At 58.1% G+C, this 12,121-nt stretch carries 11 protein-coding genes; 3 read left to right on the plus strand and 8 right to left on the minus strand.

What is annotated here, in order from left to right:
• The first annotated feature begins 142 nt into the window (after positions 1–142).
• Positions 143–1,327 carry a Na+/H+ antiporter NhaA gene (nhaA, locus tag AP059_RS18530; protein ID WP_059764850.1) on the plus strand — a complete coding sequence of 395 codons (1,185 nt, stop codon included), beginning with the start codon at positions 143–145 and terminating at the stop codon, positions 1,325–1,327.
• A 221-nt stretch (positions 1,328–1,548) separates the two neighbouring features.
• On the opposite strand, the gene AP059_RS18535 is transcribed toward nhaA, so the two are convergent.
• Entirely contained in the window at positions 1,549–2,013 is a 465-nt protein-coding gene (locus AP059_RS18535; protein WP_048362716.1) for a glycine zipper 2TM domain-containing protein, read from the minus strand.
• A 186-nt stretch (positions 2,014–2,199) separates the two neighbouring features.
• Between AP059_RS18535 and AP059_RS18540 the strand changes: the two genes are divergently transcribed.
• A complete protein-coding gene (locus AP059_RS18540; RefSeq protein WP_059764852.1) occupies positions 2,200–2,481 on the plus strand; it encodes a hypothetical protein in 282 nt (93 codons plus the stop codon).
• Here AP059_RS18540 and pdxH read toward each other — a convergent pair.
• From pdxH to dinG, 5 genes are all read right to left on the minus strand, one after another.
• Positions 2,429–3,076, minus strand: coding sequence for a pyridoxamine 5'-phosphate oxidase (pdxH, locus tag AP059_RS18545; protein WP_059764854.1), 648 nt, complete (start codon positions 3,074–3,076; stop codon positions 2,429–2,431). The genes AP059_RS18540 and pdxH overlap by 53 nt on opposite strands.
• 25 nt (positions 3,077–3,101) lie before the next feature.
• On the minus strand, positions 3,102–4,232 hold the full coding sequence (locus AP059_RS18550) for an OmpA family protein (RefSeq protein ID WP_059764856.1): 1,131 nt from the start codon (positions 4,230–4,232) through the stop codon (positions 3,102–3,104).
• A 109-nt stretch (positions 4,233–4,341) separates the two neighbouring features.
• Complete coding sequence (locus tag AP059_RS18555) at positions 4,342–5,487, minus strand: serine hydrolase domain-containing protein (RefSeq protein WP_059764858.1); 1,146 nt, start codon at positions 5,485–5,487, stop codon at positions 4,342–4,344.
• A 358-nt stretch (positions 5,488–5,845) separates the two neighbouring features.
• The gene (locus AP059_RS18560) at positions 5,846–8,197 is read right to left on the minus strand and encodes a beta-galactosidase (RefSeq protein WP_059764861.1); all 2,352 of its coding nucleotides are present in this window, start codon (positions 8,195–8,197) and stop codon (positions 5,846–5,848) included.
• A gap of 95 nt (positions 8,198–8,292) precedes the next feature.
• Complete coding sequence (gene dinG, locus AP059_RS18565) at positions 8,293–10,437, minus strand: ATP-dependent DNA helicase DinG (RefSeq protein WP_059764863.1); 2,145 nt, start codon at positions 10,435–10,437, stop codon at positions 8,293–8,295.
• Positions 10,438–10,534: 97 nt separating this feature from the next.
• Between dinG and AP059_RS18570 the strand changes: the two genes are divergently transcribed.
• Entirely contained in the window at positions 10,535–10,999 is a 465-nt protein-coding gene (locus tag AP059_RS18570; protein ID WP_059764865.1) for a CopD family protein, read from the plus strand.
• 87 nt (positions 11,000–11,086) lie between these two features.
• On the opposite strand, the gene AP059_RS18575 is transcribed toward AP059_RS18570, so the two are convergent.
• Positions 11,087–11,845, minus strand: coding sequence for a hypothetical protein (locus tag AP059_RS18575; protein ID WP_059764867.1), 759 nt, complete (start codon positions 11,843–11,845; stop codon positions 11,087–11,089).
• Positions 11,838–12,116, minus strand: coding sequence for a DUF1145 domain-containing protein (locus AP059_RS18580; RefSeq protein WP_059764869.1), 279 nt, complete (start codon positions 12,114–12,116; stop codon positions 11,838–11,840). The genes AP059_RS18575 and AP059_RS18580 overlap by 8 nt, the downstream gene beginning before the upstream one ends.
• Positions 12,117–12,121 lie beyond the last annotated feature (5 nt).

The following is a 12,121-nucleotide window of genomic DNA, read 5'->3' on the forward strand; positions in this document are numbered from 1 at the left end:
AATTTGACATACAACGGCCAGCGTTTTTGGCAGTGTGATATCACGCACCTGCTTATAACAAAAAAGAATATAGTTTTTGTTTTAACAACTAACCCCACAGGTTAGGGTGTTGCACCCCTTTACTCATTGATGGAGAGCGACCTTGCCTCTGCGTAGCACTTTCACTCGTTTCTTTCAGTTGGAAGCTGCCAGCGGTTTGCTGTTGATTGCCGCAGCCGCTCTGGCTTTGATCATCAACAACTCACCGCTTTCGCACTTCTACATGGCCTTTTTGGACACGCCCGTGGCTGTGCAAATCGGTGCCTTGCAAATTGCCAAACCTTCTCTGCTCTGGATCAACGATGGCCTGATGGCCTTGTTCTTCCTGTTGATCGGCCTTGAGGTCAAACGCGAGTTGCTGGAAGGCCAGCTGTCCAAGCCGTCCCAAGTCGTGCTGCCCGGTGCAGCGGCGATTGGCGGCATGGTGGTGCCAGCGCTGATCTATTGGTTCATCAACAAGGACTACCCGGACGCACTCGGCGGCTGGGCTATCCCGATGGCCACCGACATTGCCTTTGCGCTGGGTGTGCTGGCTCTGCTGGGCAAGCGTGTTCCCGTGTCGCTCAAGCTGTTCCTGATGACCCTGGCAATCATCGACGACTTGGGTGCGATCGTCGTGATTGCACTGTTCTACTCCAGCGAACTGTCGGGTATCTCCTTGGCTCTGGCAGCCGCATGTCTCGTCGCGTTGATCATGATGAACCGGATGGGCGTGATAAAAGTGGCGCCGTACATGATCGTCGGTTTGATCCTGTGGGTGTGTGTGCTCAAAAGTGGCGTGCACGCAACCTTGGCCGGTGTCACCTTGGCGTTCTGCATCCCGCTGCGCACCAAAAATTCGGAGCCATCGCCCCTGATGACCATCGAGCATGCGCTGCACCCTTGGGTGGCTTACGGGATTTTGCCGCTGTTTGCGTTTGCCAATGCGGGTGTCTCTCTGTCCGGCATCACCCTGCATAACTTCATCAGCCACGTACCCATGGGGATCGCCGCAGGCTTGCTGATTGGTAAAACCGTGGGCGTGTTCGGCCTGACCTGGCTCGCAGTCAAAACCGGGTTGGCCGCATTGCCGTCCGGCGCTAATTGGGGGCAAGTCTTTGGCGTGGCGATCCTGTGCGGTATCGGCTTCACCATGAGCCTGTTTGTCGGCTCACTGGCGTTTGTCGCAGGCAGTAGCGACTACGTGGGCATGGACCGCATGGGTATCCTCACCGGTTCGATCCTGGCGGCGTTGATCGGTTATGCCGTCACCGCCATGGCGAGTCGCAAGCCACAGCTCTCCTCGTAGCCGTACGATTGCGCACCTGCGCTCTGTAGGTGTTCGATCGAGCCTTAAACCCTGTCACTGCGGTGTGCCTGACATACCCTGTTGACGGGGCTTACGACGACCCCGTCGCCGGACGCAGCCTCGCGTTGATCGTCAGAGGCCGCAGGTTTTCACGCAGGCGACAGGTAATAAAAAACCCCGGCCAGTTCACACTGGCCGGGGTTTTGTTTTTGCGCGATGACTTATTGAGTGACGCGGCTGGTGCCGTCAACGGTCATGATGCGCACGCGCTCACCGGTGCGGAACACTTGGTTAGGTTCAACTTGTTGAACATAAGCACGGGTGCTGCCGTCGTCTTCACGCACGGTAATCTCAACGCCCTGGGTTTTAGTCAGGCCCGATTCAGCCGCAGAACCCAGCAAGCCACCGGCGACAGCGCCGATAACCGCTGTGACGATGCTACCGCGCCCGCCACCAATCGCACTGCCGCCCACCCCACCTACGATGGCGCCAGTTGCAGCACCGATTGGGGTCTTGGTGCCTTCAATTTGCACAGGGCGTAAAGCCACGATGGTGCCCATACGAACCGTTTGTACACGGCGGGCTTCATCACGCGAGTAAGAGTCGCCAGTCAAGTTGGAGGTGCAGCCGCCCAACAAGACTGTCATGGTAGAAAAAGCAGCAATTAACAGTACGGACTTACGCATTTAGATCAACTCCAAAAGATCAGGGGTTCATTAAACTCCGCTGCTTGAGGCCTGTCACGGCTCAGCCCGGATAAAATGGCCTTTATTCAGCGCTTGTACAGGCAAATTCAAGCCATCACTTATTCAAAACGTTAAGCAAGCGTAGCGGGAAATCGACGAATTCGCCTCGCCCATCACAGGACCGTCATGGACTACTTCATCATTTTCATCACCACTGCCGCCGGGTTGTATTTCCACGGGTGGCTGTATGTCCGTATCAAGCGCTGGATGGACAGGGATTTGGCGCTGTCTTTAGCAGGAGACGATCCCGCCAAGAAGGACTTTATGCTGCAACGCCTGGCAGCAGCGCGCCAGCAGAACATCAAACGCCGCGACTTGCCTCAATGGCTGCACAGTGCGGCGGCTGACTACAGCATCAAGGCGCCAGCCGCTCCCGCGTCCAGTCAGCCCCCTCACGCCGATAGTTGAGGCGATCATGCAAGCGACTAGGTCGCCCCTGCCAGAACTCGATACGCTCGGGTAACAACCTGAAGCCGCCCCAGTGCTCAGGACAATGGGGCTGCGTGTCGCTGAAACGCTCTTGAGTAACGCGAAGCAATTGGGCTAACGCCTCACGGTCTGCAATGACCTGACTTTGCGGTGACGCCCACGCGCCGATCCGGCTGCCCAGTGGGCGCACCTGATAGTAAGCGTCAGACTCCTCTGGCGTGACCTTGACCACTTGGCCCTCGATACGCACCTGGCGCTCCAGCGTTGGCCAGAAAAATGTCATGGCTGCGTAAGGCCGTGCTGCCAGTTGCTGACCTTTGGCACTTGTGTAGTTGGTAAAGAAGGTAAAGCCCTGAGCATCCAGCCCTTTTAGCAGCAGGACCCGGCAATGCGGACGCCCGTCATCATCAACCGTTGCCAAGGTCATGGCATTGGCTTCGACAGGCGGTTGCTCGGTTTTGACCGCATCTGCAAACCATTGGTGAAACAGCGCGAAAGGCTCCGCCGGGGCCTGAGCCTCGGCGAGTCCATCACGGGTGTAATCGCGTCGCATATCTGCCAGCGCTTGAGTCATGACACCCTCCCGTTAATCAAACCGATTAATTCTTGGCTTGAGCGTTGGCAACGTCCTTTTTGGCCGCTGCGCTTTTCGCGACGACGGCTTTCTTGGCCGGCGCAGCTTTCACGGGCTTCTTGGCAGGCGCGGATTTTTTGGCAACGACGGCTTTCTTGGAAGCGGCCGCGCCCTTTTTAGCCGCTACGGCCTTGGTCGGCGCAACGGCGGGCTGCACGGCGACCAGATCGGCTGGCGACAACGCCGGCTGGCTGTATTTGCTGACCAGCGCCAACATAGTGTTTTGCGGCGTCATCAGAATTTCAACCCGACGGTTCAATGCACGACCTTCGTTGCTGTCGTTGGCCGCACGCGGCATCACCGAGCCCATGCCACGCAGGGTCAAGCGATTGGCTTGCAAGCCGCTCATGCGGAAAATAGCCGCCACCGAACGCGCACGGTCCAGGCTCAGCTTGGTGTTACCCGCCATAGCGCCTGTGGAGTCGGCATGGCCGAGTACCAGCACGGCGGTTTTAGGATCGCCTTCAACCACTTTAGCAACGCGTGTGAAAGGGCCCAGCATAGAAGGCATCAACAAGTCAGGACGCGTGGTTTTGAACGAGCTGTCCGCAGAAGCCACGATCACCAGCAGGCTTTCGCGGCGCTCAAGTTGCAGGTTGGTGTCTTTGATGGCAGCGCGCAAACGCGGTTCGTATTCGTCCAGCCAGGCTTGAGTGATTTTTGGATCTGGCATCGGGACGACGTTGGCAGCAGTCGTTTTGCTGTCTTTAGCAGTGCTGCCGAACGGCCACCACCAGTTCTTTTCAGTGCTGGTCGCGGTTGCGGGCGCAGCCGCCACGGTTTTTGGTTTTTGCGCCGGGGTGTCTTTCTTCGCGCTGTCAGAGCCGAAAGGCCACCAATCGAAGCCGCTGTCTTTTTTGGCGTCTGCTACGGCTGGCGCAGGTGCGGCCTTGGCAACCACGGGCGCAGCGGCTTTTTTATCCGCGGGTTTGGTCGCTACGGCATCCTTTTTATCGACCGAAGCGGGGGCGTCAGCTTGATCAGACGCGCCCAGCTGCCACCATTTGTGGCCACCTTCGGCGTCATTTTGTGGAGTTTGTGCGCAACCGGTGATGGCCAGGCACAGGGCCAAGGCGAGGGTCTTATTAGATGACATTGAATATCCACACAATGAATTAGAAATAATCGGACGCGATATACGTATAAAAAAGCGTATTAAGCGCATTAAAGCCACAGTGATCCGACCTACGGCCTACAAAAGAGTCTTACAAACACGTCGCTAATACCTGCACCAACTTTTGAGCTCGCGGGTCCATCAGTACATAAGGCCCCAACGTATTGGTGACGAAGCCAAAAGCCACCTCCCGCTGCGGGTCCGCAAAACCAATCGAACCGCCCGCCCCCGGATGGCCAAATGCCTTAGCACTTAAACCATAGGTTGCATTCCCAACCTGGGGCTGATCCAGCATGCAACCCAGGCCAAACCGCGTCTGGGTGCGTAATGTTTTGTCTTCACCCACGCTGTGTTCACGTGTCAGCTCAGCGAACATCTCGGGGCCTAATAGCCTGCCATCCAGCAAACCGCTGTAAAAACCGGCCAGACTGCGGGCATTACCATGACCATTGGCAGCGGGCTGTTCCATCCGCCGCCATTGCGGCTTATTGGTGCTGGTCATAATAGACGGCGGGTTGGTAAATGCCCGGGTGCTCATGGACGCAGGCTCTTTCATCATCGCCATCAATAAGCGCTGCGCAGACGCATCGCCCTGCGTGCCCTTGCTGCGAGCGATATGCGCCACCCGGTAAAATTGGTCATCTGCCAGCCCGATATGAAAATCCAGGCCCAAAGGCTGGGCAGTACGCGCCATGATCGACTGGCCAGGGCTGCGCCCGTCTGCACGCCGAATCAACTCACCGACCAACCAGCCATAGGTGATAGCGGCATAGCCATGGCCTTCGCCCGGCGTCCACCAAGGCGCTTCAGCAGCCAGCGCATCCACCATGGTTTGCCATTCATACAACGCTTCTGGCGGCAATAATTCGCGCAAAGCAGGCAGGCCGGCACGGTGACTCAGCAATTGGCGCAAAGTAATAGACGCTTTGCCAGCAGCCGCAAACTCAGGCCAATACTTTGCCACGGGGGCGTCCAGCGCCAACTTGCCCTCTTCCACCAATTGCAAAGCGGTCACGGCAGTAAAGGTTTTGGTGCAGGAAAACAGGTTGGCAATCGTGTCGGTATGCCACGCGTGCTCACCGTCTTTGTCAGCTGTGCCGGCCCACAGATCAACCACCGTGTCACCGCCAATCTGGATGCACAGCGCTGCACCGCGCTCTTGCGGATCATTGAAAAGATCGGCAAATGCTTCGCGCACTGCTTCGAACTTAAGGTCGTGAAAACCCTGAATCTGCACCCGCACCTCCTGGTTCAAGCATGGCTCTACAAGGCGTGCATTGTTCCAGTCCCTGTCAGATTTTGAAACAGACTAAACGGTTCTGAACGCACAATTTTTGAGCATGCAAAAACAGCCGCCAAAGGTAACGAGATGAGAGTGGATTTTTTGTGAAAAATACGCAGGATTTCAGCAAGCCGTGTAAGAGCGAGCGTGCCTCGCAAGCGCTTTGACCAGCAATCAGGCAGAACCTGGGGTTTGGAGGGTGAGAAAAAAGTGCTGCGTGCGACTAGATAAAGCTCGTTTTAAGCGTGGAAGGTAAACGTGCAAAGGTCCGATCAGCGACAAAAGACACCGTCGCTGATCGGGGTTCATAGGATCAGTGACCTTTACCTGAATGCCCGCCCGCGTGGCCCGCACCTGAGCCGCCTTCATTGCCATCCTGTGGTGCATGGCGTGGCGCTTTGAGCACTTTTTGTGCGTCAGCTTGGGCCTTGGCAGCCTCTTGGCCGAGTTGGTCAAGCACTTGCAGATTGGTCTTACGCACGCTGTCGACAAACCCGGTAAACGGTAAATCGGTGATGCCGACCAGGCCGAAATGCCCGTTTTCACCGTCGAGCAAGCGCCCGGTCACGGGTTGGTCCAGGTATTGGAACCAATGCACACCCACAATCGAGGGTTCTGCCACAGCTTGCTTGAGGAACTTGGCGTAGGCCGGGCCACGGGCTTCTTCATTGGCCACTTCTGTTACACCGCCCCAGAACGGGCCACGGTCACGCGAACCGAAATTGAACTCGGTGATCATCACCGGTTTATCGAGTGCGTGCAGTTTGGCGAAGTCGTAGCCGTCCTGCGGTTGCAAGGTATAGAAGTTGAAACTCAGTACGTCGCAATACTGCGCGCAAGACGCCACCGCCTGCGGGGTGCTGACTGCAAATCGGCCGCCCAATAACAGGTGATTGGGCGCGTGCCATTTCAAAGAATCGGAGAGGGTCTTGAAGTACGTGTCGGCAAATACTTTTTGGAAATACTGATAGTCGGCTTCGATTTCCGGGTGTTGCGGATTGGGCAACGGTGCTTCGAAGCCCGGGTCTTCGAGCAATTCCCACGCAGCAATTTCAACACCCCACGCCTTGGACAAGCCCTGCTGGTTACGGTATTTGTCGCGCAACTGCTTGAGGAACGCACGCTTGGCCGGCACGTCGGTGGTCATGCGCAACGTGCCCAATGCCAGTGCATAACGGCTTTTGGCATCATCGCCGGGGCCAGCCCATGCCAATTCGTTGTCCGCAAAGTAGCCGATCAACCACGGATCGTCACGATGGTCACGCGCCGCAATGGCCACAGCGCGCTCGGTAGCCATTGCAAAGCGCGGGTCAAACGGGTCAGGCATGCCGCCCCACCAATCAGAACCGGTGCTGATGCTGGCGTAATCACCGACGATCGACAGTGGCAGGGTGTAAGGCACGCGATCATTCTGGCCCAACTGCGGGTCGCTCCAGTTGCCGATGGTGTTGAAACCCCACGCTTGCAGGCGATCCAGCGTGTGGGTTTGCCAGCGTTTGGCATCGAAGGCCTGCGGCGCGCACGGTGCGGTCGGCTGTGCGCCCTCGGCGGGTTTAGTGACACTGCACGGCTGACCATAAATGCGTTGCAGGTTAGCGCCATAAAAGTTGTACCAGCGCCCGGCGTTGAAATCGCGGCCCTGAGTCGCGCCGTTGCCGTTGTTGTGGTTTGAGGTGCCGTAGTAGACATGCAACGGCTGGTCTTTTTCAGGCAAAGCGCTGAACATCCATTCCCGCCCGGCGACGTACGTCTGACTGTCGTTGGCCGTGACGGCATTCAAGCCCAGGGAGTAAAAAGGGTGGCCCTCGGGAGTGACCAGATTCCAGCGCCCGTCGCGCTTTTCAGTCCGGAAAAAACCCGTGGCTTCAAAAGGGGTGCCCGTGGTCCAGCCGCCGTATTGGTCCTGATCGCCACGCTTGGCCAACCATCCTTTGAGCTGTTGCTGCTCTTTGGCGGCTGCGGCCTTTAGCTGCTCGTCATTGGTCACGCGCTCCGGCCATCTGGCGCGGGTGGACTGCCCATAGCCGTCCACGATCGAGCCGTACACGGCTTTGATTACGCCCTCGCCGTCTTGCACGCCAAAACGTTCCAGCAAGATGCTTTGCGCTGCATTGGGTTGCGGGATCGAGAGGGTCACCGACACCACCTGGCTGCGATCAAGTTCGCCCTGGCTGGCGGCCAGCAAAATGCGTTGCCCATCCAGGGTCATTGGCATCGGCGGCCCGGCGCGCATGCCCTGGCTATGCGGGGTGTTGGCCTGCAAGGGTAATAACAATGTCTGCGCAGGTCCGGCTGGCAAGGCGACCCGGCTGGTCAGGGTTTTACCGTTGCTGCTGTGCACCGTGATGTCGAGGGTCAGCGCCCAGTTCATGGCATTTTGAATGCGCAAGGTCATCATCCCGGACTGCGACCAGTCCCACACACCGGTCTGCGGTTTCAGGATCAGGCTCGGGGTCGTGGCCGGGTTGAAGGTCACACGGCGCAGCACCTCACCCTCCGCCGTTTGCTCCGCATTGTATTGCGGCAAGCTCGCATCCACGGTCGCCACCTGCACCACATCGGCAGGGCGAACGAAGTTGAACAAGGTTTGTTGACCCGCAGGCGCCGCCAGAAGCGGGGTCGTGACCAGCAGCGCTAAAACAGCAGAAAGCGAACGGCGAATCATAAGACAGTGGTTCTCCCTGACGACCGATAGGCGGCCTGTAAGGTGGTGAAAGACAAAGCATAGACAGCAAAGTCGGCCATATGGCCGACTTGCACTTAAGAAATTTCGCGCCGGAAAGGCGGCAAGGCATTCAAAATCGCCTTGCCATAACGTTGGGTGACCAGTCGTCGATCCAGCAACGTGATCGTCCCGCGATCCTGCTCGGTGCGCAGCAGGCGCCCGCAAGCCTGCACCAGTTTGAGCGAGGCATCGGGCACGGATATTTCCATGAACGGGTTGCCACCGCGCGCTTCAATCCATTCCGCCAGTGCCGCTTCGACGGGGTCGTCAGGCACTGAGAACGGGATTTTGGCAATGACCACATGCTCACAATAGGCACCCGGCAAGTCCACGCCTTCGGCAAAACTGGCCAGGCCAAACAGCACACTGGAGTCGCCGCCGTCGACCCGCGCCTTGTGTTTGTTGAGTGTTTCCTGCTTGGACAGATTGCCCTGAATGAACACCTGCTTGCGCCAGTCGCGCTCCAGCCCGTCGAACACGTCCTGCATTTGCTTGCGCGATGAAAACAGCACCAGCGTGCCTTTCGAACCTTCGACCAACCCTGGCAGTTCGCGAATGATCGCAGCCGTGTGGGCCGTTGCATCACGCGGGTCAGCCTTGAGGTCGGGCACTCGCAACACCCCTGCATCGGCATGATGAAACGGACTTGGCACCACCGCCGTCACGGCCTTTTTGGGCAGGCCGGCACGCATACGAAAACGATCGAATGTGCCCAGCGCGGTTAAGGTGGCCGAGGTCACCAGCGCACCATACGCCACGTTCCACAGGTTACGACGCAGCATTTCAGCGGCCAGAATCGGGCTGGCGTTGACCTCAATGTCAAACAACGAGCCGCTTTCAGCCAAGGTCAGCCAGCGCGCCATCGGCGGGTTGTCTTCAGGGTCCTCGGTGGTGAAGGCCGTCCACAGCTCCCAATTGCCCTGGGCGCGGGACAGCAAGCTGCCAAACAACGGGTACCACTCTTCCGCCTGATTGCTGGTGATGCCGATACTGACCTCACCGTCCATGCCGTCTTTGAGGATTTCGGTCAAACGGGTGAACAGGTCGGTGAGGCGCGAGAAACCTTTTTTCAGTTCGATGCCCATTTCGCGCATGTGCTCGGGTATCAATCCCCCGACAAAACGATGGCGCGGGCGCTCACGACCTTCTGGCTCTTCACCGACCTTGAAGTCAGCGATTTGCTCGCAGGTGGTGAACATGAACTGCTGTTGCGCCTTGATCTCTTTGGCCAGCTCAGGCACTTGCTCCAGCAAGCGCCCCAAGTCGCCCGGCAACGGGTGTTGCGCCAGCAGCTTGGTAAGGTTCTTGGCGGTCTGATCCAGCCAGTCGGCGGTCGAGCGCAAACGCGTGTAATGCGCAAAGTGACCAATGGCTTTGTCCGGCAGGTGGTGACCTTCGTCGAACACGTACAGCGTGTCACGCGGGTCGGGCAACACCGCGCCGCCGCCCAGGGCCAGGTCTGCCAGCACCATGTCGTGATTGGTCACGATCACGTCCACTTTACTCATGCCTTCGCGGGCCTTGTAAAAGGCGCATTGGCCAAAATTGGGGCAATGCCGGTTGGTGCATTGGCTATGGTCGGTGGTCAGACGCGCCCAATCCTGGTCTTCGAGGGCCTGAGGCCAACTGTCGCGGTCACCGTCCCACTTATTGCCCGCCAGTTTTTCGATCATGCTGGTGAACAGTTTTTGGCTGGCTTCGTCGACTTCAATCTTGAAGCCTTCCTCTTCAAACAGCTGCGCCGTCGCCGTTTGGGCGTGGCCTTCTTGCAGCAGCATGTCGAGCTTGGACAAGCACATGTAGCGCCCACGGCCTTTGGCCAGCGCGAAACTGAAATTCAACCCGCTGTTGCGCATCAAGTCGGGCAGGTCTTTGTAGACGATTTGCTCTTGCAGGGCCACGGTCGCCGTGGCGATGACCAGACGTTTGCCTGCGGCCTTGGCCGTAGGAATCGCCGCCAGGCTGTAAGCCACGGTTTTGCCGGTGCCGGTGCCCGCTTCTACAGCGACCACAGCCGGTTCGCCACTGCGATGGCCTTCTTCATCGGTGTCAATGTCGCCGAGCACCTTGGCCACTTCAGCGATCATCAACCGCTGGCCGTAGCGTGGTTTGAGGCTCTTGGCTTCGAGAAAACGCGAGTATGCGCCCTGGATCTGGGATTTGAGTTCGGTACTAATCATGGTTCTTCGGGCGCGAGAAACGCTGGATAAATTTTCAGTGGTTCGAATGGCCGCTATCATACCCCGCTAATTCATCCCGCGCCGCACGGAGTACCTCATGACCGCCTTTGCCCTTGCCTACAGCCTGCATGTTTTGGCCGCCCTGATCTGGGTGGGCGGGATGTTTTTTGCCTGGATGATCCTGCGCCCCGCCAGCGTGGCGGCCCTTGACGGCCCGGCGAGGCTGAAATTGTGGGTCGAGGTCTTTCAGCGTTTTTTTGTGTGGGTCTGGGTGGCCGTCGTGATTTTGCCGATAAGCGGTGTGGGCCTGTTGCAAATCCGCTTTAACGGTTTCGAAACCGCACCGCGTTATGTGCAGATCATGATGGGGCTGTACATCGTGATGGTGGCGTTATTTATCCGGATTCAGTCGCTGCAATTGCCTGAACTGCGCAAGGCTGTGGAAACTGAACAGTGGGCAGCAGGCGCGGCGGTGATGGGGAAAATTCGCCGATTGGTGGGGTGTAATTTGATTGTCGGGCTGGTGCTGGTGGCCATTGCGGCAGCGCGCCCTATGTTTTAACGCCTGCGGCCGTTGCATGAGGACCGTCTAACGATCATGCAACAGCTCGCAGCCTTCGCTCCTTGCCAGCGACTACGGCGCCCGCTTTTACAGGCGCTGGATCGTTACTGCGCCAGCCGAACCGGTTTCACCTGGCTCACCGGCCAATCCGGGACGGCCCGACTTACCGCCATCCGTGCGATACACCAAGCAACCTTTGGATTTGCCGCCCGATCCTGCCCGCCCGGCGACGCCCGGTTTGCCGCCGGCCCCGCCGTCGACGCGGATTTTGATCAGCTCATCAGGAAAATCACGCGGCAGCTCGACCCGCACCTGCGCACCGGAGGCGCCCTGCTGGCCGTTGCCGCCGTTTTGCCCATTGAAGCCCGAACCTGCCGAACCCCACGTGCAACCCGGCGCCTCGCCGTTACCACCGTCCAAGCCGGTAAAGCCTGGAGCGCCGGTACCGCCACGGGCATCAATGGACAGTTGAGCGGCTTGTAACGCATCAAAGCGCAGGCTCAGATCGCGCGCGGGGCGAGCCGGTTTCTCATAGGTACCCGCCGCGCCGCGGGCGTTGATTTGGCTGCCTTCGCCAAACTCTGCATACGCTGCCCGCAACTCAATGGCCCGTTCGGCGGGCACGATGGTAATACGTGCCTCATGACCCAAACGCAATTGATCAATGTCGACCTGCGTCACACCCGCCGGGATCAACAAGGTGCCGTAATCCGCAACCTCTAACGTTTCCAGCTGCAAAACGCTGGCATTATCAGGCAGGCGCATCAAGGTGTTGGGGGCAACTTTGACCGATTCGGCATGCACAAAGGGGCAGCACAGGGCGACCAGTAAACATAACTTACGCATGATGAGCGCCTTGTTCTGGAGTGGAGCGAAGGGTTTGCAAGTGGAAGATGCCCACCAACAGAATGTTCAGACGATCACGCCAAGGGCGCGGCCGCTGTTTCAAACTGCCGTTAAACAGCAACAGTTCAAGTACATGCGTTAACAGCAGCAAGCTGCCTGCCAGATTAATCAATAAATCGAACGGGTTGATCAGTGGGCTGAACACGTTGATGACAACAACAACCCAGAACAATAGGGTCAAGACTTTCCCCAGCCCCCAAAGCACCTTCATAGCTC

It is taken from the genome of Pseudomonas sp. TAA207, assembly GCF_001529285.1.
Classification (GTDB): domain Bacteria; phylum Pseudomonadota; class Gammaproteobacteria; order Pseudomonadales; family Pseudomonadaceae; genus Aquipseudomonas; species Aquipseudomonas weihenstephanensis.